Origin of the sequence: Pseudomonas sp. D4002, assembly GCF_013385665.1 — a bacterium.
GTDB lineage: Bacteria > Pseudomonadota > Gammaproteobacteria > Pseudomonadales > Pseudomonadaceae > Aquipseudomonas.
On sequence record NZ_JACAPN010000017.1, the window covers coordinates 95483 to 119927 of the forward strand.

The window sequence follows — 24445 nt, forward strand, 5'->3', positions numbered from 1 at the left end:
CCGAGCCACTCTGCTGAATAAAAATCGGAAAGAGCATATCTGTACTCCTCTGGCAGTTTGCTCATCTCGCGCCGCTAAATCGAGCGCCCGACGAAACCGATCACCCCGGACTCGGTTTGTCCGCCCTCCTCCAGCACCGGATCCGGGATGCTGAAACTTGGCGCACGGATGCACACCGCTGCCACCTGCCGAGCGTTGCCCATGAACGTCACCGCCTTCACCCGAAGCAAAGCGCCGAAATCCAGAAACGCTCGCCGTGGCCGTGCCTTCACCGCCGCTGCTCTGCTGGTGGCCGCCGAGCAGTGTCTGGCATTGACCACGCCTACCATCATCGCCTCCGTCGGATCGATGCAGTGCCTGGAGTACCGAGTCGTCGGCATCTGCTACTGGCTGCTTTGTACGCCCTTCAGCTGCACGGTGCGAACCTCACCGAAGATCCGTCACTTCATTCCCGAGCTGGTCGTATCGAGCTATGCCGACACCGGCAGCAATCCCTGGAGCGAGATGTCGGCGCTGTCGACGCCGACGCCGGCGTCGCAAGGGGGTGGCAACCTGATCACGCCTTCGCCGCAGCGCGATAACCTGCTCCGGTTCAAGAATGTCGACGGCATTGGCCATCCCGGCGGGGCAGCCCTGACGGCCTTGGCGCATACATTCGGCTATGCCTGCCCAAGCGGAGCCGTGCCCTTTGCGCCCTACTACCTCAGCACACTCGACCCGCTGGCGTGGCGCCAGGCCGTTCCCGAATCCGTCTTCCCGCAGGCACTGGTCCCGGGAATGCGTGAGATCGGCAACCAGGCACTTGGGGACATGTGGGGCAGCGTGTATCCGCGACACGGTTTTCTGGTGCAGCCCGATGATTTCAAGGCAGCTGCCGTGATGGCCCAGCGCGCCAGCGATTTCATCACCCGCGCCGGCCAGCCGCACGTTTATCTACCGCTGCAGCCGATGCCGGCTCCCGGCTACTGGCCACCCCAGCCGGTGATGGAGAACAACGTCAACAACCACCGCTGGCAGTTGCTGGTCCCGGTGATCCAGAACACCTGCGCCATCTTCCCTAGCCCAACGATCCAGAGCGCCGACGGCGCCTATGCCTGGTCGCTGTGGAGGCCCTATCGCTGCTGCCAGCGTATGGGTCAGACGTTTCTGTTCAGCATCGACTTTGATGGAGGCCAATGATGAACAATCTCGCGCTCGGACTGGTGTGCTTCCTCATGTGTGCCGCAGGCCATACCGCAGAGAACGGCTACCACCTCGGTGACCAGGCGCCAGTCCTGGATGACCGCGTGATGTACACCATCGGTGGCGGTTCTGCAGCCGGTGCGCCCTCCTCGCTCTACCGCCCCAATGGCCTCGGCGTGGGCATGTCGTGGCGCGCCAACATGATGTGCGGAAACATGAACCTCTCGAACACCCTGCAGAACCAGCTCAATGGCGCCACCCAGGGCTTCCAGCAGATCATGGGCAATGTCATCCAGAACGCCACACAGGCGGTCATGTCGCTGCCGGCAATGATCATCCAGCGCGCCAACCCCGGGCTGTATGAGCTGCTGAGCAATGGCGTGCTGCAGGGGCGCATCGACTTCGATCGTTCCAAACTCACCTGCCAGGCAATGGCCGCGAAAATGGCCGACAAGGTCGACCAGGCCGGCTGGGGCGCACTGGCTCAGAATCAGGAAATGCAGCACAACCTCGAACAGTCCGGCGGCGATGCCGTAATGGCGGTGAAGGACACCGAATCGAACAACGGCAACAACGGCGTTAGCTGGGTCGGCGGGGAGAAAGCCGGCGGCAACGGCCAGCAGCCCATCCGGGTGACCTCGGACGTGGTCAAGGCCGGCTACAACCTGCTGCACAACCGGGCCGTCGAGGACACCTCCGCCCTCGGTTCGGCTTGCCAGAATGGCGCTATCTGCCAAGCCTGGTCGAGTCCCGAGGAAGCCTCGGGCTGGGCCACACGAGTGCTCGGTGAAACCGAGGTGGAAACGTGCGATGACTGCGAGACGCTGCGCGTCACCGCCGGTACGGGCCTGTCGCCGCTGATACAGGAAACCTACACGGAACACCTGGAAGGCCTGCAGCGCATGGTCTCGGGCGCCGACCAGCCTACCCCAGAGAACCTCAGCAAGGTCTCCAGCCCCTTGTTACAGGTCTCCCGCGGCGTCATCGAGGGGCTGCGCGATGACCCCGACCAAAACTTGCTGGCCCGGCGCCTGGCCAGTGAGACCGCGCTGTCCAGCGTGATCTACAAGGCGATGCTGCTACAGCGCACGCTGTTCGCCGGCAGCCACGAACCGAACGTGGCATCGGCCCAGCCCGCCACCACCGCCCTCAACAGCAACGTCGAAACCTTGGAACGGGAGATCCGCCTGCTGCAAACCGAGCTGCAGGTACGCCAGTCGCTGGCCACAAATACCGCCAGCCTGGTCCTCGATCGCCACGCCGGAGGCGCCGACGCCTCACGCAGCATTGATCAGCGCGACCCACTACCGGATCGACTGCGTCGGGCTGAACAGGGAGGGAGCACGCCATGATGCCGATTTCTGTGAGGTCGATGATCGCCCACGTGCTGCTGATCCTCGGCGCCATGCTGGCCATGTTGCTGATTGCCTGGATGGCTCTGCAACTGCCCGCCAACCACCTGGATTGGCTCGAACCAGCGCGGGCAACTGTCGCCTACTTCACGTGGTGGCGCGTCCTGCTGTACATCCTGATCTTCACCGGTTGGGCCGCTGCATTACGCATGCGGCCTGCGTCTGTGGACCAGCAACGGCTAAAGCGCCTGGGATTGATTGGCTTCAGCTCGATCATCCTGGTCGAACTGGCTCGCGTGTGAGGTGCAGCCATGAACATGAGCACCAACAGCTACCTTGAGTACTACCTGTCGCTGCTGGCCTGGATCATCAACAACGGCATCTGGAACACGCTGGCGGACACCGGGCTGTTCGCCGCCCCTTTCGGTGCGATCATCCTGCAGGAGTGGCTATCGGCCCGCCAACAGGGTGCTGACGAAGGCAACAAGGGCCTGCTGTCGATCCCTCGCGTCGAGAACCGGCTGTGGATGAGCTACGTGGTCATTCTGTTTGGGTGCATGCCATTCTTTCCGCTGAACCTGTCCTCCGTGACTTTTGACGATGCCGCGAGCCAGCGCTGTGGCGTGTCCATGGCTAGGCCCGCCGACACGGCCTGGGGTACGACCTTCAATACCATCGGCGAGAAGTCAGCGAACGTGCCAGTATGGTGGTTCCTCGTGCATGCCATGAGCAAAGGCATCACCGCCGCTGCCACCGCAGCAATTCCATGCACGCCCGACATCCGGGCGATGCGCATGGAGATCGACAGTTCGCGGATCAACGATCAAGTGCTGCTACAGGAAGTCGCCGACTTCACCCGGGACTGCTACGGTTTTTCGCGCTCGCGGCTGTTCAGCAATCGCCCCGATCTGGACGAGTCGCAGAGCTACGACGCGTCCTGGATTGGCTCGACCTACCTACTCAATACTCCGGGTTATTACGATACTGATCGCTCGCGAATGCCTAGAGTCGATTGGCCGTACGACGAAACTCGGGACACCTCCCTACCCCAGCTCGACAACGGCGCCGGCTACCCCACCTGCAAGCAGTGGTGGAGCGATGGCACGATCGGACTGCGCGATCGCTTGGTGGCCGAGGTTGATCCATCACTGCTATCGCAGCTACGGGGCTGGCTGACGGGGCGCACCTCTACGGAGGTCGAAGACGCCACCTTGCGCGAGCTGGTGAGCCCACGGCAGCAGTCATTGAGCATGGCGCCTGGGCAGGTATTCCAGGACTACGGCAGTAGCGCGCGGGGTGGTTCGCTGACGCAAGGGCTTAACAACCTGGCCACCAACACCGGCCTCGCACTGGGCTCGTTCAGTAACTTCCCGGCGATGAATGCGCTGCGCGCGGCGTTGCCGATGGTCCAGGCCTTTCTGATCATGGGCACGATCATCAGCCTGCCGCTGGTGCTGCTGATCAGCACCTACCAGCTCAAGGCGCTCATGACGATCACATTCGCGCTGTTCACCCTGCACATGCTGACGTTCTGGTGGGAACTCGCGCGCTGGATCGACTCGAGCATGCTCGAAACGCTGTACAACCAGGTATCCGCCACAGATCAGGCGCTGTTGTCGTTGCCGACAGCAGGATTCATGGATGGGACAGTTACGGCTCAGGTGATCGAATACGTCATGGGCGCGATGTTCATTGTCTTGCCGGCTTTGTTCGTGGGCACTATGAGCTGGGCAGGCTATGCCGTGGGTAACGGGATCCAGAGCATGTTGGCAAGTGGAGGCAAAAATGCGACCGACGCCGCAAGCAAAGGCACAGCGCAATTGACGAGTGCCGGCAAGAAATCAATCAGGTGACTTAAAGTCACCTATGTAATGGCCATTGCTATCGTAATCGCCAATATAGAGGTCAGCCCCCAGAGAGTCTGGAACTGATTCGTCTCGACTCGCCACAGGTTCGCCGTTCTCCCACCAGCTACGAAGCAGCGCAACTGCCAGGTTGGTGATAATCAGCAAAGCAAAACCAAGAGCTACAGCAGCAAGACCAAACAAACAGAGCAATTTGCTAGCTGCAATCACAAAGAATTGTCTACGTGGACTTTGAGCCAGACGACGAGAGTCAGATAGCTTGGAGACCAAATTTCGCCAAGCTCTGCCCAGGCTAGAACCCAGGCGGCCCGAAAATGAAGGACGGATTTGACTTGTCATCTTGCACCTCCACAGGCGAACAGCCCGTTGGATCCAAGATTAAAGTCTACTCCTTTCCGAACTACGAACAGCACCGCTCATCGTTCAGCAGCAGGCTGAAACATCGCCTTGGAACGTTGTGGACTCGCAGCCTGATTGTGCACGGTTCCTGCCGTTGACCGCAGCCATCCTGCTTGGTATTGAGTAAGTGCAATCGCTGGTTTTCCAGCACCCCAGGTAGCCATAACCTTTAAGGCTACGTCACACATGTGATGGTTACCCCGAAATGCGATTCGCGTTCGGCAGCTCGCATGGTCACCGTTCCCTGGTGATGAACGCTTTCTAATCCCCCGGGTTCACTGAACCTGCGTCGTCGTCGCACCCTACTCACATCCATTCCAGTGCTGGGAACTCTCCCACACGGGATGGCGTTCCTCCGCACCCTCTGGAGGATCTCATCATGCTGCGTTTCACAGGCACTGAACTTCACGCTGTGTTGGCCGAGGCCGGTATCAATGGTTGCAGACTGATATTGGTGAAGGACCACGGTGTTTACCTCATGTCCGAAATCGGCGAAAGCAAACCGGATGGCGGTGGCCGCAAACGCGTGGCCTATGCCACCGGCTGCAACCCCAACGTCGACGACTTCGACACCTGGTGGAATCGCGCCCGCGATGAATTCGGCGGCGATGATTTTGCCGAGTACTTCGACATCGATGATCCTGTCCTCGCCAGCCTTCGCGGTACTGGGGGATCGCTAGTGGTGGAGGCCACCCCCACCCACCTGTACCTGGCCGCCGAGGTTGACCCCGCTGGCAAATCTTGAACGCACAAGCGAGCTCCACGCGCATCCAGAGCGGCACCTTAACCGTGCCTCTCTGGACGCCTCTCGCATCATGTTTCAGTCAATTGAAGAGCGCCGTTTGTCAGGAATCCAAGGCCGAAAGTCTCCCCTGGAACACCCTGGATAGAGACCTCCATTGGAGGTAGGGATCGGAGATTGACCTCACGGCCAAGCGCGGTTTAATACATGGACGTCCCCTGCTCAATGCCTTGCTCGGATTGAGCAGATCCATGCGCAAACCTCAAATGAGGCGTCGCGGGATCAGCTACGCGGAGGTCCCAATGTCCAGGGTGAAGCGCTTTTCCGATGCGGTGGTGCTGAGCCCAGGCGTTTGGCAGCAGTTCATTGAACCTGCCACAGGCGAGGAACCGATTGGACAGTCAGGCCTGCGCTTGGCAGACCTGCTCAACAGCGTGCTGACTTCGGCACCGCGTGCTTCACACTGTCCCATCGAGCTGCAACTCGACCGCTTGCGCCACGACGGCACTTCAGTATCTGCTCACCTGCCGCAGCTTCAGCTGGCTCGCATCACGCCACACAGGGGCCCGGCTTTTCTGCTTATCCGGCTACCCGGAGAGATCGTAGTAGATGTCGCCGCCCTCTAACCCCGCAGCACCGCTACTGCCTGACTACCCCACCGGGAACCCTTCCCGGCTGGGCAGCGTTCCCCCTACACGCCCGGAGAACGCCATGTCAGATGTCTATCTGGATGTCACCAACAAGATCGTCAGCGCCTTGAGCCAAGGCGTGATCCCCTGGATCAAACCCTGGACCACCACCGGTTCAAATGCTGACTCCCCTTTTCCAATCAACGCCATCACCAGACGCCCCTACGCCGGCATCAACATTCCACTGCTGTGGGCCGAGGCGCGCCTGCGAGGTTTCACCCAGGATCGCTGGCTGACCTTCAACCAGTCACGCAAAGCTGGTGGCCATGTACGCAAGGGCGAGCAATCCACCCTCGCGGTGCTGTACAAACCGATGAGCAAGGAGGCGCACGACGAGGACGGCCAAGTCGTTCGCGATGAACAGGGCAATATCAAGATGGTGCAGTTCGCCCTTTTGCGCACGCACTGCCTGTTCAACATCGAGCAGACCGAAGGCATGCCTGACGAGGAGCCTGGACCCACTGAGCACACCGAGCCGCTCGCATTTATCGACCATGCCCCGGCCGAGCAGTTGCTGCTAGCCAGCGGCGCGCAGATCGAGCATTGCTATGGCGACAGCGCGTTCTATCAGCCGCTGCGCGATCGCATCCAGCTGCCCACCAAGGCTCAATTTGAGGACGTCGGCAGCTACTACGCGACGGCCCTGCATGAGCTGACTCACTGGTCGGGTCATCGATCGCGCCTGAACCGCGATGGCATCACCGGCGGGCACGGGTTCGGCTCCGCAGCCTATGCCTTCGAGGAACTGGTCGCGGAAATGGGTGCAGCGTTTCTCTGCGCGCTGACCGCCACACAGGGAGAGTTGCGCCACGAGGAATACCTGGCCTCCTGGCTGAAGATCCTCAAGGAAGACAAGCGTGCGATTTTCCGCGCCAGTGGCCTGGCCCGTGAGGCCTCGGAGTTCCTGCTAGCCCTACAGGCCGATCGCAGCACAGAAGCGCCGGAGCGACTCACGGCGTGATTTCCCTCAACCAGCAAAAAGGCCCCGATTTGGGGCCTTTGTTTTTCCTACAGGGCCGGTATCGACCGCTAATACGGGGTCGATTACTCCAGCCAGCTCTCGACGGCATCCGAGCCGTGTTCCTGCTTCCACTGCTTAAGGATCTTGTGATTGCCACCCTTGGTTTCCACGACCTCGCCGCTGTGCGGGTTCTTGTAGCGCTTGACTTCGCGCGGCTTGCGCTGAGCGCCGCTCGACACGCTTGCGGCACTCACGCTCACGCCCTTGGACGGATCCAGGATAGTGATCACCTGGCGCAGGCTCATGCCGTATTCTTCCAGCAAGGCTTTCAGCTTCTGTTCAAACTCGATTTCCTGCTTCAGGCCGGAATCGTTTTTCATCGCATCCAGCTGTTGAAGTTGCGCGGCCAGTTGCGCTTCCAGTGCTTTGAATTCGGCAAGTTTGGACATGAGAAATTTTTCTTAGGGATGAGACACGTGAATGAATACTAACTGAGACACACTCAATATCCGAGTATTAATTCCCAATCTAAGAGTCATTTCATGCTAATTAATTGCAAAACTCTGTGACAGATCAGTCTGCCAAGTTCTGACAGAGATGCGCCACCACTTCGCGAGGCGCCGAGCTGCTGCAGATCTTGAACAAGATGTGGCGCTGGCCGCGCGGCCCTTTTGCGCACAGCGCTTGGCGGCAGACCGAATGGCAGCATCTGTGCCATGAATTCGGTCCGCCAGCAGCACGATCAGTACAGCATCACTCAGCGTCATCAGCGCCCCAGCTCAGAAAAACGATGCCGGGCAGTCTACCCCCACTCGAAAGGATCGGCTATGCCGATCGGCCGGCTAACCCGATGCGCCAGACTTCGGAATAGCGCACTCACGAAAAAGGCCAAGGCGGTAAAGGGTAAAGGTGTCAATGGAAGGGGGCACAAGGGTAAGAGGCTTACCCGAAAAGGCAAAAGGATCTTTTGAACGCAAGGCAGGTACTGTGATGAAACGCTGGTGGTTCAAACCGCAAAAAGGCCTTCCCGAAGAGACCATCCCCGCCGCCGTGGGTTTTCATCAACCACTGTCGGCGGAATCACTGCTCGCTGCCAGCCACCGAAAAAGGCTGCTCGAGCGCATCTGGCAATACACGGCTCTCTCCCCGCTACAGTTCGAACAACTCTACCTCGAACCGATTCGTCGCTACGCCACCTATGTACAGCAACTACCGGCCAGTGAGAGCCATCACCATGCCTATCCAGGCGGCATGCTCGACCATGGCTTGGAGCTGGTAGCGTGCAGCCTGAAGCTGCGCCAGTCCTACCTGCTTCCCAGTGGTGCCGCACCGGAAGACCAGGCCGCGCAGGCTGATGCCTGGAGCGCCGCCATTGCCTACGGCGCCCTGCTCCATGATGTGGGAAAAATTGCCGTCGATCTCCAGGTGGAATATCAGAATGGTGAACGCTGGCACCCGTGGCACGGCCCCCTGAAGCAGCCTTATCGCTTCCGTTACAATACCGACCGGGACTACAAACTACACGGTGCCGCCGCTGGGCTGCTGTATACGCAGATCCTGACGCCCGCCCTACTCGATTGGCTCAGCAGCTACCCGACCTTGTGGGGACATCTGCTCAACTTGCTGGCCGACCACTACGAGCATGCCGGCACCCTCGGAGAGTTGGTGTTGCAAGCAGACCGGGTGTCCACGGCGCAAAACATCGGCGCCAACCCGATGAAGGCACTGCAAGCACCCAAGCACTCGCTGCAGCATCACCTGTTGACGGGGCTGCGCCACCTGCTCAAAAACGAATTCAAGCTCAACCAGCCCGGCGCGGCCGGCTGGCTCACCGAGGAACACCTGTGGTTGGTCAGCAAAACCGCAACCGACAAACTGCGTGCCTACCTGCTGGCTCAATCGGTGGATGGTATCCCCTCCTCCAATATCGCCTTGTTCGATGAACTGCAATCACACGGATTAGTGGACACGACACCGGAGGGCAAAGCGGTATGGAGTGCCAACGTAACAGAAGATGACTGGCAACATCGCTTTACCTTTCTCCGCCTGCAACCTAGCATGATTTGGGCAGATGAACCCCGGCCAGCCTGCTTTAACGGAACGGTTGAGCCGATGGTGGAACATCCTCTGCCGGCCGGTGAAACCTGCGAGTCGGCTTTGGATCGACTGCAACCAAGGCCGGAAGAAGAACAGCCCGAACCCGAGCACCCGAACCAGGATTTTGACTACCTCAACGATTTGATGGACATGTTGCAAGAACCGAGCGAGGTCGACACTGGACCAAGCGCGGGAAGCCTGCAATCCACCACTGCGCCATCCAAGGATACCCAGGGGGTGGCCTTCATCGAATGGCTACGCCAAGAAGTTCTCAATCATCGCTTGGTGGTCAACGACAGCAAGGCCAAGGTCCATATCGTAAACGGCACTTTTTTCCTGGTCACCCCTGGAATTTTCCAACATTACGTCGCCGAACACCCCGAGTCAGCCGAAGCAGCCCCTCAAAGCGACGCCTGGCGACGAATCCAACGTCAATTTGAAAAGCTGGATGCTCATCTGAGAAAGCCCAATAGCCAGAACATTTGGACTTGCACTGTACGAGGCCCGCGGAAAACCACATCCCTCAACGGCTACCTCCTGCGTGACGTGAATCTCCTTGGTCTGCCGCCTCGTCCAAATAACCCCTTTCTTTCGCTCCAGACTCCGACGCCTTGAGCTTCTTGCGTTTCACTTTGTGCAAGCTACATTTTTTGTAAGCACTGCCATGATCCGAATGCGCTTGTGAGGGGCGATCAACGACGATCAAAGAACCCCGCGCTCGCACTGAGCTACTCAACACCTTCTTGCTTTTGGGGTGGACGCCTTGGCAATGCTCGACTGCGTGAGCTGCTCGGCATGAAAGTTACCCGGGTCAGCCAGTTGATCAGTGAGTTTCATCAAGCACGCCCTGGTTGGGTGGACTGGTTTGCAATCTCAGCCGGCTATCGAGCCACACCAGTCCTTTACCGCAGTAGTTTCGATTCAGCAGCGACACTAAGCCAATATTTGTAACTTGTACGGTGAAAAACCGACAGTGGCCTCGCCCAACCATCTCGCGCGGCAGTTCAAGGTCAGTGAGCCGAACAAGGCCCAACCAAGCCGACACAAGTCGGCTTGGTGCCTCAGTGTTTCGACTTATTGAAAGGATCAGTCCAACTTGGGAGCATGTAGCTTTCCATAGGCGCCGCTAAAGAACAGCAAGGGCTGCTTATCCGGGTTGGTGTGGAGGTACTGAACCTCACCCACATACAGGAAGTGATCACCTGCATCATGGACGTCCCTGGTTCGGGCAATCACGTGCGTCATACTGCCGGTGAGCAGTGGCACTTCACGGTCAACATCAAACGGGAGCACGAGTTCAGGGTTCTGCTTGCCACCAAAGTGGGAGCTCAGGTGCAGCTGGTCTTCGACCAGGATGTTTACACCGTAGCTAACCCCTTTCTTCACCCACTCGTTGAAGCGTGACTGCTTGCGTACTGAGACTACTACCAGCGCCGGATCAAGCGACACTGACATGAACGCATTGGCGGTCATACCAGCTGGTTCACCTTCTGCGAAAAACGTCACTACGGTTACACCGGTCGCGAACGTGCCCATCGCTTTGCGCATGAGCATGCCGTCGATAGTCGCCGGAGCTGCTTTTGATACATCCACTTTTGCCAAATGCATGACGTCGCCCTCCTCAGACAAGATTGGTGACCTTGCTTTCAAGACCCAGCAGAGCCTCGCCAAACACTTCTTTGCCTACGGCGGGCAGGACAATAGCGTGCCGTGCTGCGGCGTTGGCATCGCGCCAATAGCGCTGAAGAGGATTCGATTCGGCGAAGGTGCCGGCGCCGTGGGCGGAAACTAGGATGTCGATAGCGTCCGTCACGGTCTTGGCTACCTCGCCTGTGATGGCCCGGATACGCGCCCGGTCGACGTACTCCATTTTTCGCAGATCTGCGCCACAGGCGTCGATCTCATCGGCAGCACTCAGGGCAAGCAACTCAGCGGTGTGGAGCTTAATGGCAGCATCAGCTACTTGGGCCTGGAAAATGACCGAGTCCGATTGGCGGCCATAGTTTGTATAGGCGATCCCGCGTTGATGGGCTTTGCCAAGCACGTGTTTCAAAGCGGCACGACCTAACCCTAATTGCGCACCCACCAAGATAAGGGCGGCGATAGGCATCAGAGGTTTCTGATAGGCAGTTTCGGAGGAAAATTCGGTTGCATAGTCGCTGGAGAGGGCTGCACGCATGTTCAGAAGTCGGTGATCAGGAACGAACACGTCCGAAGCGACGATGCAGTTGCTCCCTGAAGCCCTCATTCCGGAGGTGAACCAGGTATCGTCAATTGAGAAATCGTCCTTGGGGATGAGGGCCATATAGTGACCGACGACCTGTTTCTGCTCGTTCAGCTCAAGCACACCGACCATTGCCCAGTGAGCATGGAGAATGCCAGACGAGGAGTACCATTTACCGCTGACACGCAGCCCGCCAGAAACGCGCAGTGTAGTGGAGGACGGCGCAAAAACACCTGCTACGCGGGCCTCAGGGTTCTGGCCAAACACATCATTCTGTGCCTGCTCACAGTACAGCCCGGACAGCCAAGCACACACGTTTGTCAGCGCTGTCACCCATGCAGTGCCACCACAACCCTCTGCGAGGATGCCTGTAACTTCCAGGTGAGCACGAATGGTCGACTCCATCCCGCCGAAACGCTTCGGTACCATCAGCTTGAAGGCGCCGGCTTCGGCGATTGCTTGGATGTTTTCTTCATGCGCTCGGCGATTTTGTTCAGACTCAACGGCATTTTTTGACAAGGTGCTTTGGAGTGCAACAAGGCGCTCCTTGAGGAGGGGCAGGGAACCAGCTTCAGCTGGGGAAATTTCACGAAGTTTAGTTGCATTGCTGAGCATGGTAGTTCTCTCTTTATTATTCTTGGACTTTATGGGGCGTTGCTTCGAATGTCTCCAACCGTAAGCAAGCTCTTCGTCAGCCGGGCCGATCTAGCGATCCGTCTTAGAAACCCAAGATAAAGAGGCAATCATTCGACTGCAAATCAGCAGATCTTTAGCTAACTGCATGTTTTATAGAGCTAAAATTCGCAAAAATTGACATTTTGTCAAAAGCTATCCGCAAACCTCAGAGCTCTAGGCAACCAGAGCATCCATGCACTCGATCATTTCCATTGACCAAATCCATGAGCACGTGCTTACGCCGCTCAGCAGTCAGATGAATCTCCGAACCTAAGAAAAGCTTTTCCTAGGGAGGAATGTATATTTTTCGCCCAATTCGGCTTTGAAGGCTTGCCAACAAGATCTCCCTTGGCCCACAACTTAAGGTAAGTCAAAGAAAATTCAGAAGCTAATTCACATACTTCCCGCGGGCAGCCCATACTGCCGATGATCATCTGAACCTGAGTCTCCATATATAGGCCAGGAAGCTGAACGCCTCGTCTAATACAATCAACTGCCCTGGCTGAAGCCCCCATTAAAAAATCGGTACCAGCTGGGATTGACATGACGTTGAAGATACCTTTCGATACACCTTCCTGTATGTCCCTGGAGACATAATTTGAAACTAATGTGTTTCGCCCCCACGCTTCATGACGCGTTACAAAGGTCGCCCACGCCGGATCCATGAAGGCACGCACCATAAACAACCTGTATCCCACTGAAATTCGTTGCCAAGGTTCCAAGAGAACACCATACATTGGTAATATATCTTGCACCATTTCATCGCTCAGTTCATGGCTAAGCTCATGAAGTAGTTCTTCAACACTTTCAAAATAAGTGTAGAAACTGCCTCTTGATACACCCGCTACCTTCACTGTCTCATCGATAGTCAATTTACAATCAATATCATTTTCAATCAGACTCAATGCGGCATCCATGAGTCTTGTGCGGATGGGGGCTTTACGCTCAGATTTGTCGGTTCTAGACTTAGACATTTGATTGACCAAAATTATAATTTTGAGGAGGTCAGGTGGGAGGCCGAACCATACAGTACGGACGATGGCGAGACGGCTCGAGGTCGCTTAACGCTCCACCCCTGCAGTGTATCTCGAAAATGGAGGAACATCAGGTGGTTTAGAATGAAAAGCGGGGCTGACCTTGTGAGCGCCGGTTAGCATCGGAGGATGCAGTGACAGTTTTAAACTGCGTTCAAAAAGGGAATGCAAACTGTAATCAAAACCTATCACCTTTTGAGCGATTTTCGACCGCGAACTCATGCTGATACTTCGCGATCACAGCGACCGCTGGCGAAATACTATAACGAATATGTGGGTAAATGGCTGCGCTCTCACCTCGAAAACCATCAAGATACTTATCGCCATCAAGCTTATCATCCGAGACTTACTTGGAGTAAAAGCCTTGTACACCCAGCTGCTACTTGTCGCTCAGAGAATATCCCAGCAGAAACTCACCGCTCAAAACTGTACCTGATTGATAGTCAGTTTTTTATTTGGTGTAAATTTCGGCAGTTAGTTAGGTCGATATCTCGATTTTTTTGAGTGTAGAACCAAGTTACCTGCCAGTTCGGAAGGAAACCTAAATGATTTTGTCCAGTATTGGCTATGCAATCTCTATCCTAGGAGCCTGTAGGAAGAGCCATATCAAACGGAGCCTGAAATGTGAAGAACGTGTGAGAGGGGTTCGTGTATCCAAACATAAGCGTGTGAAAAATCACGTCCCCAACGGAGTTTTTATATCCTTCTGACTATACACTTTCGATGACACGTAAAGATCGGTAGAATAGGTCAGAGTTACCTGACTCATCAACATAGGCATGCGTTCTGTCCAATCAGGTGCCCCCATCAATAAGTGGCTGTACTACTGCAAGGAGCAGGGCCTTCGCTGAATGTGTAGTTGATGACTACATCATAGCGGATCAAGACATCGAGCGTCTTCTGCGTGCCGGTGGTGGTGACCTTCATTGTTACCACGAAACTCTGAGCATGGCAGAACCATTCGTGAAGGTATAGATCCACTTCTCGTCGGTCTCACTTACGGCACTCTTCGTGTAAGGCTTACCGAAAAGCGCTTTCAGCTCGGAAGTTGTTGTCTTGTTCTTGGTGATGCTCGCCACGCTCGCCGAAGGAAAGTCACGATCTGCGGTGTCATAGGAGGTGGCGCAAGCACCCAGCATCAAGCACATCCCAATGACAGCAATGAATTTTTTCATAGTCTTCCTTGAAGGATCTGAAGTTCGAGCTTATCTCACAACAAGGCTAAATCCCATTGCCGACCATCACGCTTCCTGCTTTGTTTTTTTCAAACTGAACGCTCAGGGCCAATCATGACTCAATTGAACGCCGCCGCAGGAGCGAGGGCACCACCTGCGGAAATTCCAACGAGTCGGAACCATGATCCTCACCCTGCGCAGCTTGAAATGAGATGGGAAGCATCTTGTTCAACGCATTAGACCGCAAGTCTTTGATCACCTGCAGAGGCTGTGGCGCTGTTGCTAATCACCGCGATCTAATCGAAGCCGCAGGCCGCGCCTCATAGCCAAGCTGAAGCAGCAGTTAAAACAGGATAGTTGAAGGTGCTGGATGCTCAGTGAGCCACGTTATTTACTTGAAGCTCGTACGTCGCCTGAGTCAATTCTGATTCCACTGCTGCAGCTCCGCTTTAGCGCCCGTCCACATCAGAACCAAGGTGGCGATCTTTTCGCGAGAGGCCGTCAACTCCTCGCCCATCACGCCAGCTCGTTCTCAAGCAACAGGCATTGCTGCTCGAGCTCCTCTCGCGAGAAAAAAGGAAAGCGATCATCGGCAGCCTAGCTTGTGTCTTTCATAACGCTCTTCACCGCTAGTAGTACAAATGTTCTCCTGCCGAGCTTAGCGAGATATATTTTCCGCTGAAGCCGTATCCAGGGATGGATTCATACGTCTGTGACAGACTCTTTTGCAGGCTGTATCTAAGTACCCGCCGTAGAGGGAAAACGTCACTGCCACTCAACTAGATGCTAGATGGGCGACTGAAAGCAGCCGCCCTGCTGCTGGACAGTTTACTGCTTTGCAGCCCAAGAGTTAAAACGCTGCTCCAGCTGATCTCCATGATCCGCCCAAAAAGAAGCGCTGATGGCTACCTGGCGCGCCAAGTTCGCTTCATCCGTAGGCATATTGCTTCGACGAATCGCATCCACCATCGGCACAGCTGCACGGTTTACTGGGCCGTAGGCGATCTGATGGGCATAGGCCTTCTGAGCCTCAGGTTGAAGAACCGACTGGATGAAGCGCAGGCCCTCTTCACGGTTTTTGGCACCTTTAGGAATAGTAAATGCGTCCATGTCGTAGATCCCGCCATTCCACACAATGCGAAGATTGCTTTCCTTCTGCACCGCTGCGATGCGGCCATTGTAGGCAGAGCTCATGACGACATCGCCAGAGGCGAGATATTGAGGTGGCTGAGCGCCCGCCTCCCACCACTGAATGTAGGGTTTCAGCTTATCCAGCTTGGCAAACGCTCGATCTTGCCCTGCTTTACTCTCCAGAACCGAGTACACGTCCTTGGGCTCCACCCCATCAGCCATCAAAGCGAATTCCAAGGTGTATTTCGCCCCCTTACGCAGACCACGCTTCCCTGGAATCTTTTCAACATCCCAAAAATCGGCCCACCCTTGTGGGGCAGTTTTAAGCTTCTCTGCGTTGTAGGCCAGGACGGTCGACCAAACAAAGAATCCCACACCGCATGGCTGTACCGCCCCGTCGAGCAGTTCCGGTGCCAGCTTGGAGATAGCGGGATCTTCGCCGATTTCCTCAAGCATTCCCTCATCGCAAGCGCGGGTTAGCTCAGGCTGCATCGAGGCTATCCTGAGGAGCCACCCCTTTTTCGCGGACGACCCAAGCATTTTTGACCAACGAAGGGCCGACCTAAGTGCGTCATCGGTCTGCCTCAAAGCCAGTAAAATGAAGCCCTTCACTATCCTGAACCCGGTGCCTGGTGCCCGTCGCCTGGCAATGTGAAAGGATGTGGCACAGCGTCGCACTTGCAAGTGTCTACGCACACTTTGACGAGAAAATCGTTTACCGTGCGATCGCCCTCGCATGGAGCTTTGCCCGAGGCTCAAGCTTGAGCAGCGTACCTGGGAGTAGAAGTGGCGCCGGAATTTGGCTTGTAGCTGAAGGCCGTAACTGGCGTGAGTGAAACCTGAACGCCCCTTCCTGACATAAGTCAGCGGGCCTTCATGAATCCAACACTCCCACCACAATGCAAAGACGCCCGAGGATGCCAAACTAAAAATGCGGGACCAGATAAGGGACCAAATACACTCATACAAAAAAACCACGAAAAATCAGGGCTTTAATGAGAATTAGTGGCGGAAGCGTACGGATTCGAACCGTCGGAATTGCCTCCCTTAAAACGTGCTGGCGGCTCGTTGCCGTTCTGCATCGAGCGACTGCATTTCGCTCTAGGTTTGATTTCACGGCGTCCGAGATTCTGAAGACGTTATATTCTTGAGCGGCGGACAGATGAAAATCGGTGGGGCAAAAAGTGGGGCAAAATTGCTAACCATGATAAATCGGTCAGGCATAAAAAAATCCAGTCACTGCTAAGTGACTGGATTTTCTGGAGTTATTTGGTCGGGACGGAGTGATTCGAACACTCGACCCCTAGCACCCCATGCTAGTGCGCTACCGGACTGCGCTACGCCCCGACTAGGCGTGTTACTGGGTTCGCTTCGCAACGAAGCGATCAGGAATATACCGCAAGCTTTTGAAATGTGGAAGTATTTTAAAAGCCGGAATTACTTCTTCAAAACCACCAGCACATCTTCCAGTTCGGAGATCATCTGGCGGATCATTTGCTTGTATTGGGTGGTGTCGTCTTTGGCTTCATCACCGGACATACGCTGGCGCGCGCCGCTGATGGTGAACCCCTGGTCGTACAGCAACGCACGGATCTGTCGGATCATCAGCACATCCTGGCGCTGATAATACCGACGGTTCCCGGTGCGTTTGACGGGGTTGAGTTGAGGAAACTCCTGCTCCCAATAGCGCAGCACGTGCGGCTTTACCGCACAGAGCTCGCTGACTTCACCAATGGTGAAGTAGCGTTTGCCTGGGATGACGGGCAGTTCGTCGTTATGACTTGGTTCCAGCATAAGCCTCAACTCGGGCCTTCAACTTCTGCCCTGGACGAAAGGTGACCACACGGCGAGCCGTGATCGGGATTTCTTCTCCCGTTTTTGGATTGCGGCCAGGCCGCTGGCGTTTGTCCCGCAGGTCAAAATTGCCGAAACCGGACAATTTGACCTGTTCGTTGTCTTCAAGTGCGTGCCTGATTTCTTCAAAGAACAGCTCGACCAATTCCTTGGCCTCGCGCTTGTTCAGGCCCAGCTCTTCATACAGACGTTCCGCCATCTCAGCTTTCGTCAAAGCCCCCATACGTCACTTCCTTAACGTGGCGTTCAACCTTTGTTCGAGCGAGGTGAGGATATTTTGCGTCGTCGTATTCACCTCATCGTCATTAAGAGTGCGCGATGGATGCTGCCAGGTCAAGCCAACTGCAAGGCTTTTTCTATGCGGATCAATGCCTTTACCCTGATAGACGTCAAATAGCCTGAGGTCTGTCAGCCATTCCCCTGCATTTTCACGGATTACGTCCAGAACAGCACTGGCCGCAACACCTTGATCGGCAATCAGCGCCAGATCACGTCGTACTTCAGGGAAACGCGACAACTCGCTGAATTTAGGCATTTTGCCCAAGGCCACTTCAGCCAAGACTAGCTCAAAAACGAAGACTGGACGGTCCAGCCCCAAGGTTTTCGACAGTTCCGGGTGAATCGCGCCAACGAAGCCCACCAGGCGACCTTCACGTTCGATACGGGCGGTCTGGCCCGGGTGCAACGCCGGGTGTTTGCCAGGGGTGAAAGTGAAGGCATCCAGCGCACCGGCAAAGCCCAGCACCGCTTCCACATCGGCCTTGACGTCGAAGAAGTCGACAGTGTCGCGACCTTGTGCCCAGCCTTCCGGCAGACGGCTGCCGCAAACCACACCAGCCAGCATCGGCTCTTGCTTCAGGCCATCCAGCTGACCGACGAAACGCAGGCCGCTTTCGAACATGCGCACGCGGTCTTGCTGACGGTTCAGGTTGTGGGACAGCGCCTTAACCAGACCCGGCCACAGCGACGAGCGCATGGCGGCCATGTCGTTGGAGATCGGGTTAGCCAGCAACAGCGGCTCGACACCCGGGTTGAACAGTTCGAATTGCTTTGGATCGATGAAGCTGTAGGTCACCGCTTCCTGATAACCACGGGCAACCAGCAGGCGACGCAGTTCCGGCAGGTGTGCACGGGCTTCGGCTTTCGGCTGCGGCGCCAGGCGCGCTTGCGGGTAACGAACCGGCAGGCGGTTGTAGCCGTACAGGCGGGCCAGTTCTTCGATCAGGTCGACTTCCAGGCTGATATCGAAGCGATGGCTTGGCACTTCTACGTGCCACTGCCCTGCTTCACCGGCCGAGATGCCGAGGCCGAGTGCCGACAGCAGGCGCTCGATTTCAACCGGCTCGATCACCAGGCCGAGCATTTGCTCAACGGCCTTGGCGCGCAGGATGATCGGTGCAACCGACGGCAGGTGCTGTTCGCTGACGGTTTCGATGATCGGGCCGGCTTCGCCGCCAGTAATTTCCAGCAGCAGGCCAGTGGCGCGCTCCATGGCTTCACGGGCCAGCTGCCAGTCCACGCCACGCTCGTAGCGGTGCGAGGCGTCGGTGTGCAGGCCGTAGGAACGGGCCTTGCCAGCGATGGCGATCTGATCGAAGAAAGCGCTTTCGAGAAAGATGTCGCGAGTGGTTGCGGACACGCCGCTGTGCTCACCCCCCATCACGCCGGCAATCGCCAGGGCGCGGGAATGGTCAGCGATCACCAGGGTGTCGGCACGCAGGCTGACTTCCTGGCCGTCGAGCAGTACCAGCTTCTCGCCTTCCTCGGCCATGCGCACGCGGATGCCGCCGTTGATTTCGGCGAGATCGAAGGCGTGCAGCGGTTGGCCCAGTTCCAGCATCACGTAGTTGGTGATGTCGACGGCAGCGTCGATGCTGCGCACTTCGGAACGGCGCAGGCGCTCAACCATCCACAGCGGGGTTGGCTTGGACAGGTCGACGTTACGGATCACGCGACCCAGGTAACGTGGGCAGGCGTTGGGGGCCAGCACTTCGATCAAACGCACTTCGTCGTGCACGGCAGGTACCGCTGCAACCACCGGGCGGGTCACGTTCGCGGCGTACAGTGCGCCGACTTCACGCGCCAGGCCCGCCAGCGACAGGCAGTCGCCACGGTTCGGGGTCAGGTCGACCTCGATGCTGGCGTCTTCCAGTTCCAGGTAGACACGGATGTCCTGGCCCACTGGCGCATCGGCCGGCAGTTCCATCAGGCCATCGTTGCCTTCACCGACCTGCAGTTCCGCCTGGGAGCACAGCATGCCGTTGGACTCAACGCCACGCAGCTTGGCCTTCTTGATCTTGAAGTCGCCTGGCAGCTCGGCACCGATCATGGCGAACGGGATTTTCAGGCCCGGGCGCACGTTTGGCGCTCCGCACACGACCTGGAAGGTTTCCGCGCCGTTGCTGACCTGGCACACACGCAACTTGTCAGCGTCCGGGTGTTGCTCGGTGCTCAGCACCTCGCCCACTACCACGCCACTGAAAACACCGGCGGCCGGCGTAACGCTATCGACCTCAAGGCCGGCCATCGACAGACGAGCAACCAGCTCGTCGCGACTTACCTGCGGGCTTACCCAGCCACGCAGCCATTGTTCACTGAATTTCATCCTGCTCTCCTAAAGATCCGTTACGACTAGCGAAATTGCGCGAGGAACCGCAAGTCGTTGTCGAAGAACAGACGCAAGTCGTTCACGCCGTAACGCAGCATGGCCAGACGCTCAACGCCCATGCCGAAGGCAAAGCCCGAGAATTCTTCCGGGTCGATCCCGGACATGCGCAGCACGTTGGGGTGAACCATGCCGCAACCCATCACTTCCAGCCAGCCGGTCTGTTTGCAGACGCGGCAGCCTTTACCGCTGCACATCACGCATTCCATATCGACTTCAGCGGATGGCTCGGTGAACGGGAAGAATGAAGGACGGAAACGTACCGCCAGCTCCTTCTCGAAGAACACCCGCAGGAATTCTTCGATGGTGCCTTTGAGGTCGGCGAAGTTGATGTCGCGATCAACCAGCAGGCCTTCGACCTGGTGGAACATCGGCGAGTGGGTGATATCGGAGTCGCTGCGATACACACGGCCTGGGCAGACGATGCGGATCGGCGGCTTCTGCGATTCCATGGTGCGGACCTGTACCGGCGAGGTATGGGTGCGCAGCAGCATGTTCGCGTTGAAATAGAAGGTGTCATGCATCGACCGGGCCGGGTGGTGGCCTGGGATGTTGAGCGCCTCGAAGTTGTGATAGTCGTCTTCGACCTCAGGGCCTTCGGCAATGCCGTAGCCGATGTGGGTGAAGAACTGCTCGATACGTTCCAGAGTCCGGGTAATCGGATGCAGGCCGCCCGAGGTCTGGCCACGGCCAGGCAGGGTCACGTCAATGGATTCGGCGGCGAGCTTGGCCGCAAGATCAGCCTCCTCGAGCGACGACTTGCGCGCATTGAGAACCTCTGTAACACGCTCCTTGGCCACGTTGATCAGCGCACCGACTTGCGGACGCTCTTCAGCCGGCAAATTCCCCAGGGTCTTCATCACCTGAGTCAATTCACCCTTTTTGCCAAGGTAGTGAACCCGGATTTGCTCCAGGGCATTGATATCTTCTGCGCTTTGCACAGCCTCTAGTGCTTGAGAGACCAGCGCATCCAGGTTTTCCATGTACAGACTCCAGATACAAAATAGGGGAAGAGCTTGAAGGCTCTTCCCCTATTTAAGACGTTTAACACCGTGGGCCGCGGAAGCGACCCAGGGTGACTGTCGGGGGTACTTAAGCCAAGGTGGCTTTAGCTTTCTCGACAATCGCAGCAAACGCCGCTTTTTCGTTCACTGCCAGATCAGCCAGAACCTTACGGTCGATCTCGATGGACGCTTTTTTCAGGCCAGCGATGAAACGGCTGTAGGACAGACCGTTAACACGTGCACCAGCGTTGATACGAGCGATCCACAGAGCGCGGAACTGACGTTTTTTCTGACGACGGTCACGGTAGGCGTATTGGCCAGCCTTGATAACCGCTTGCTTGGCAACACGGAATACGCGTGAACGCGCGCCGTAGTAGCCTTTAGCAAGTTTCAGAATTTTCTTGTGGCGCTTACGCGCCATGACGCCACGCTTTACACGAGCCATGAGTTACTTCCTCTATTCTTGACTAAAATTAACGAAGGCGCAGCATGCGCTCGACTTTTGCCACGTCAGACGGATGCAGCAAGCTGCTACCGCGCAGTTGACGCTTACGCTTGGTCGACATTTTAGTCAGGATGTGGCTCTTGAAAGCGTGCTTGTGCTTGATACCGTTAGCAGTTTTCAGAAACCGCTTAGCAGCACCACTTTTAGTTTTCATCTTTGGCATGTTCGGTACTCCGCATTCAGTTGATAAACATAATCAGAAGGCCTGCCGTGCCCTATTGATTACTTCTTCTTTTTCGGGGCGATGACCATAATAAGCTGGCGTCCTTCCATCTTAGGATGCTGTTCGACCGAACCGTACTCGAGCAGGTCAGCTTCAACCCGCTTGAGGAGTTCCATCCCCAGCTCCTGGTGGGCCATCTCACGGCCGCGGAATCGCAAGGATACCTTGGCCCTGTCCCCATCACTCAGGAAACGTACCAGGTTGCGCAGTTTTACCTGGTAATCCCCTTCCTCCGTCCCTGGACGAAACTTGATTTCTTTTACTTGAATCTGCTTCTGGTTCTTCTTCGCCGCGGCAATCTGCTTCTTCTTCTCGAAGATCGACTTGCCGTAGTCCATCACCCGGCAAACGGGTGGGATTGCGTCGGCGGAGATTTCCACCAGGTCCAATTTGGACTCTTCAGCAATACGAAGCGCTTCATCAATCGAGACGATGCCAATCTGCTCGCCGTCAGCGCCAATTAACCGAACCTCGCGTGCCGAGATATTCTCGTTGATCGGGGCTTTCGGTGCAGCTCGTTTATCTTGTCTCATTTCACGCTTAATAATAATTACTCCGAATCTGGGCGACCACGCCGGGAAACCGCTTGCGCGAGGAACTCAGCGAACTGGGCGACGGGCATCGAGCCCAGGTCAGCACCTTCACGAGTACGCACAGCGACAGTCTGCATCTCGACTTCCCGATCTCCGATAACCAAAAGATAGGGAACCTTGAGCAAAGTATGCTCGCGGATTTTAAAGCCGATCTTTTCATTTCTCAAGTCGGACTTGGCACGAAATCCGCTTTCATTGAGAGTTTTTTCAACTTCAGCGGCAAAATCTGCCTGTTTATCAGTGATATTCATGATCACTGCCTGGGTCGGAGCCAGCCACGCAGGGAATGCACCCTCGTAGTGCTCGATCAGGATCCCGACGAACCGTTCGAACGAGCCGAGGATCGCCCGGTGCAGCATAACCGGGTGCTTACGGCTGTTGTCTTCGGAGACGTATTCGGCTCCCAGACGGATCGGCAGGTTAAAATCGAGCTGCAGGGTACCACACTGCCAGACGCGACCAAGGCAATCTTTCAGCGAGAACTCGATCTTCGGACCGTAGAACGCGCCCTCGCCCGGCTGCAAGTCGTATGCAAGCCCCGCACTGTCCAGCGCTGCGGCCAGTGCAGCTTCGGCGCGATCCCACAGTTCGTCGGAACCGACGCGTTTTTCCGGACGAGTGGACAGCTTCATCTCGACTTCGGTGAAACCGAAATCGCGGTACACGTCCATGGTCAGCTTGATGAACGCAGCGGATTCGGCCTGCATCTGCTCTTCGGTGCAGAAGATGTGGGCGTCATCCTGAGTGAAGCCGCGCACGCGCATGATGCCGTGCAGTGCACCCGATGGCTCGTTACGGTGGCAGGCACCGAACTCGGCCAGGCGCATCGGCAACTCGCGGTAGCTCTTCAGGCCCTGGTTGAACACCTGTACGTGGCACGGGCAGTTCATCGGCTTGATGGCGTAGTCGCGGTTTTCCGACTGGGTGGTGAACATGTTGTCGGCGTAGTTGGCCCAGTGCCCGGATTTCTCCCACAGGCTGCGGTCAACGACTTGCGGCGTCTTGATCTCCAGGTAGCCGTTGTCGCGCTGAACCTTGCGCATGTACTGCTCGAGCACCTGGTACAGGGTCCAGCCGTTCGGGTGCCAGAACACCATGCCCGGCGCTTCTTCCTGGAGGTGGAACAGGTTCAGGCGCTTGCCGATCTTGCGATGGTCGCGTTTTTCGGCTTCTTCGATGCGCTGGATGTAGGCCGCCAGCTGCTTCTTGTCAGCCCAGGCAGTGCCGTAGATCCGCTGCAGTTGTTCGTTCTTCGCGTCACCGCGCCAGTAGGCACCGGACAGCTTGGTCAGCTTGAACGACTTGAGGAAGCGTGTGTTCGGCACGTGCGGGCCACGGCACATGTCGACATATTCTTCGTGGTAATACAGGCCCATGGCCTGCTCGTCCGGCATGTCTTCCACCAGGCGCAGCTTGTAGTCTTCGCCGCGGGCGGTGAACACGTCGATCACTTCGGCACGCGGAGTGACTTTCTTGATGACGTCGTAATCTTTTTCGATCAGCGCGTGCATGCGCTGTTCGATAGCCGCCAGGTCGTCCGGGGTGAAAGGACGCTCGTAGGCGATGTCGTAATAGAAGCCTTCGTCGATGACCGGGCCGATGACCATCTTCGCGGTTGGGTACAGCTGCTTGACCGCATGGCCAATCAGGTGCGCGCAAGAGTGGCGAATGATCTCCAGCCCCTCTTGATCCTTGGGCGTGATGATTTGCAGGCTGGCATCGCCGGTGATCAGGTCGCTGGCGTCAACCAGCTTGCCGTCGACCTTGCCGGCCACGGTGGCCTTGGCCAGGCCGGCACCAATGGATGCGGCGACCTCTGCTACGGAAACCGAATGATCGAATGAACGTTGACTGCCGTCGGGAAGAGTAATAGTTGGCATGGCGCCTCCTCTCCTAGTGGTGACCCCTACCAAAGGTCACGTGGGTTGGGATGAGCCAGTACAAGATCCAATACCAGGCCGTTCAGTGATGAACGCCTGCCTTACAGCGGCAGGAGCCTTTCGGCCAACCGATAATCGAACCAGAGTGACTGGAGTTAAACAAAAAAGACCTTGGCAAGGCGGCATAGGGCGCGC

22 protein-coding genes, 1 tRNA gene and 4 pseudogenes are annotated in these 24445 nt (G+C 56.8%); 8 read left to right on the top strand and 19 right to left on the bottom strand.

Features of this window, described 5'->3' with window-relative positions; translation table 11 throughout:
* Positions 1-74 precede the first annotated feature (74 nt).
* Positions 75-203 (bottom strand): hypothetical protein, encoded by a 129-nt coding sequence (locus HX824_RS32535; protein ID WP_256127447.1) that lies wholly within the window; start codon positions 201-203, stop codon positions 75-77.
* On the opposite strand from HX824_RS32535, the gene HX824_RS10575 reads away from it, so the two are divergent.
* Genes HX824_RS10575 through HX824_RS10590 form a run of 4 tightly spaced genes read left to right on the top strand, consistent with a single transcriptional unit; the run spans position 202 to position 4387 of the window.
* Positions 202-1179, top strand: a complete 978-nt coding sequence (locus HX824_RS10575; protein WP_177051225.1) for a TIGR03756 family integrating conjugative element protein — start codon at positions 202-204, stop codon at positions 1177-1179. The two genes, HX824_RS32535 and HX824_RS10575, sit on opposite strands and share 2 nt — an antisense overlap.
* Complete coding sequence (locus HX824_RS10580) at positions 1179-2534, top strand: integrating conjugative element protein (protein WP_177051227.1); 1356 nt, start codon at positions 1179-1181, stop codon at positions 2532-2534. The genes HX824_RS10575 and HX824_RS10580 overlap by 1 nt, the downstream gene beginning before the upstream one ends.
* On the top strand, positions 2531-2836 hold the full coding sequence (locus tag HX824_RS10585; RefSeq protein ID WP_177051229.1) for a hypothetical protein: 306 nt from the start codon (positions 2531-2533) through the stop codon (positions 2834-2836). The genes HX824_RS10580 and HX824_RS10585 overlap by 4 nt, the downstream gene beginning before the upstream one ends.
* A gap of 9 nt (positions 2837-2845) precedes the next feature.
* Complete coding sequence (locus HX824_RS10590) at positions 2846-4387, top strand: conjugal transfer protein TraG N-terminal domain-containing protein (RefSeq protein WP_177054527.1); 1542 nt, start codon at positions 2846-2848, stop codon at positions 4385-4387.
* Here the strand turns inward: HX824_RS10590 and HX824_RS10595 are convergent.
* The gene (locus HX824_RS10595; protein ID WP_177054528.1) at positions 4376-4738 is read right to left on the bottom strand and encodes a hypothetical protein; all 363 of its coding nucleotides are present in this window, start codon (positions 4736-4738) and stop codon (positions 4376-4378) included. The genes HX824_RS10590 and HX824_RS10595 overlap by 12 nt on opposite strands.
* 439 nt (positions 4739-5177) lie before the next feature.
* Between HX824_RS10595 and HX824_RS10600 the strand changes: the two genes are divergently transcribed.
* The 3 genes from HX824_RS10600 (at position 5178) to HX824_RS10610 (ending at position 7190) form a co-directional block, all read left to right on the top strand.
* Complete coding sequence (locus HX824_RS10600; protein WP_177051235.1) at positions 5178-5543, top strand: DUF3085 domain-containing protein; 366 nt, start codon at positions 5178-5180, stop codon at positions 5541-5543.
* Positions 5544-5842: 299 nt separating this feature from the next.
* On the top strand, positions 5843-6166 hold the full coding sequence (locus HX824_RS10605) for a hypothetical protein (protein WP_256346972.1): 324 nt from the start codon (positions 5843-5845) through the stop codon (positions 6164-6166).
* An 85-nt stretch (positions 6167-6251) separates the two neighbouring features.
* Positions 6252-7190, top strand: coding sequence for an ArdC family protein (locus tag HX824_RS10610; RefSeq protein ID WP_177051237.1), 939 nt, complete (start codon positions 6252-6254; stop codon positions 7188-7190).
* Positions 7191-7273: 83 nt separating this feature from the next.
* Here HX824_RS10610 and HX824_RS10615 read toward each other — a convergent pair whose 3' ends face one another.
* A complete protein-coding gene (locus HX824_RS10615; RefSeq protein ID WP_177051239.1) occupies positions 7274-7639 on the bottom strand; it encodes a histone-like nucleoid-structuring protein, MvaT/MvaU family in 366 nt (121 codons plus the stop codon).
* A gap of 124 nt (positions 7640-7763) precedes the next feature.
* Positions 7764-7957: pseudogene (locus HX824_RS32540) on the bottom strand (hypothetical protein).
* A 223-nt stretch (positions 7958-8180) separates the two neighbouring features.
* Between HX824_RS32540 and mobH the strand changes: the two are divergent.
* Positions 8181-9902, top strand: a complete 1722-nt coding sequence (gene mobH, locus HX824_RS10620) for a MobH family relaxase (protein ID WP_177051249.1) — start codon at positions 8181-8183, stop codon at positions 9900-9902.
* Positions 9903-10373: 471 nt separating this feature from the next.
* On the opposite strand, the gene HX824_RS10625 is transcribed toward mobH, so the two are convergent.
* From HX824_RS10625 to thrS, 15 genes and pseudogenes are all read right to left on the bottom strand, one after another.
* Positions 10374-10895 (bottom strand): flavin reductase family protein, encoded by a 522-nt coding sequence (locus tag HX824_RS10625; protein WP_177051251.1) that lies wholly within the window; start codon positions 10893-10895, stop codon positions 10374-10376.
* A gap of 13 nt (positions 10896-10908) precedes the next feature.
* Positions 10909-12126, bottom strand: a complete 1218-nt coding sequence (locus HX824_RS10630; protein WP_177051253.1) for an acyl-CoA dehydrogenase family protein — start codon at positions 12124-12126, stop codon at positions 10909-10911.
* A 305-nt stretch (positions 12127-12431) separates the two neighbouring features.
* Complete coding sequence (locus HX824_RS10635; RefSeq protein ID WP_177051255.1) at positions 12432-13091, bottom strand: TetR/AcrR family transcriptional regulator; 660 nt, start codon at positions 13089-13091, stop codon at positions 12432-12434.
* 307 nt (positions 13092-13398) lie between these two features.
* A pseudogene (locus HX824_RS32900) lies at positions 13399-13551 on the bottom strand (transporter); the annotation flags it as partial.
* 476 nt (positions 13552-14027) lie between these two features.
* Positions 14028-14395: pseudogene (locus tag HX824_RS10645) on the bottom strand (hypothetical protein).
* An 828-nt stretch (positions 14396-15223) separates the two neighbouring features.
* Positions 15224-16012, bottom strand: a pseudogene (locus HX824_RS10650) (extracellular solute-binding protein); the annotation flags it as partial.
* 784 nt (positions 16013-16796) lie between these two features.
* Positions 16797-16873, bottom strand: a tRNA-Pro gene (locus HX824_RS10655).
* Between the two features lie 90 nt (positions 16874-16963).
* Positions 16964-17320, bottom strand: coding sequence for a MerR family transcriptional regulator (locus HX824_RS10660; RefSeq protein ID WP_003219935.1), 357 nt, complete (start codon positions 17318-17320; stop codon positions 16964-16966).
* Entirely contained in the window at positions 17301-17603 is a 303-nt protein-coding gene (gene ihfA / locus HX824_RS10665) for an integration host factor subunit alpha (protein WP_002553164.1), read from the bottom strand. The genes HX824_RS10660 and ihfA overlap by 20 nt, the downstream gene beginning before the upstream one ends.
* A gap of 3 nt (positions 17604-17606) precedes the next feature.
* Positions 17607-19985, bottom strand: coding sequence for a phenylalanine--tRNA ligase subunit beta (pheT, locus tag HX824_RS10670; RefSeq protein ID WP_177054529.1), 2379 nt, complete (start codon positions 19983-19985; stop codon positions 17607-17609).
* A 26-nt stretch (positions 19986-20011) separates the two neighbouring features.
* Positions 20012-21028: a phenylalanine--tRNA ligase subunit alpha gene (pheS, locus tag HX824_RS10675; RefSeq protein ID WP_177054530.1), complete on the bottom strand. Its 1017-nt coding sequence runs from the start codon at positions 21026-21028 to the stop codon at positions 20012-20014.
* Positions 21029-21137: 109 nt separating this feature from the next.
* On the bottom strand, positions 21138-21494 hold the full coding sequence (gene rplT / locus HX824_RS10680; RefSeq protein WP_003219940.1) for a 50S ribosomal protein L20: 357 nt from the start codon (positions 21492-21494) through the stop codon (positions 21138-21140).
* A gap of 28 nt (positions 21495-21522) precedes the next feature.
* Positions 21523-21717 (bottom strand): 50S ribosomal protein L35, encoded by a 195-nt coding sequence (gene rpmI / locus HX824_RS10685; protein ID WP_002553160.1) that lies wholly within the window; start codon positions 21715-21717, stop codon positions 21523-21525.
* Between the two features lie 59 nt (positions 21718-21776).
* The gene (gene infC / locus HX824_RS10690; protein ID WP_169875357.1) at positions 21777-22328 is read right to left on the bottom strand and encodes a translation initiation factor IF-3; all 552 of its coding nucleotides are present in this window, start codon (positions 22326-22328) and stop codon (positions 21777-21779) included.
* Positions 22328-24250 carry a threonine--tRNA ligase gene (gene thrS, locus HX824_RS10695; protein WP_003219944.1) on the bottom strand — a complete coding sequence of 641 codons (1923 nt, stop codon included), beginning with the start codon at positions 24248-24250 and terminating at the stop codon, positions 22328-22330. Before thrS ends, infC begins: the two co-directional genes overlap by 1 nt.
* Between the last annotated feature and the right edge of the window lie 195 nt (positions 24251-24445).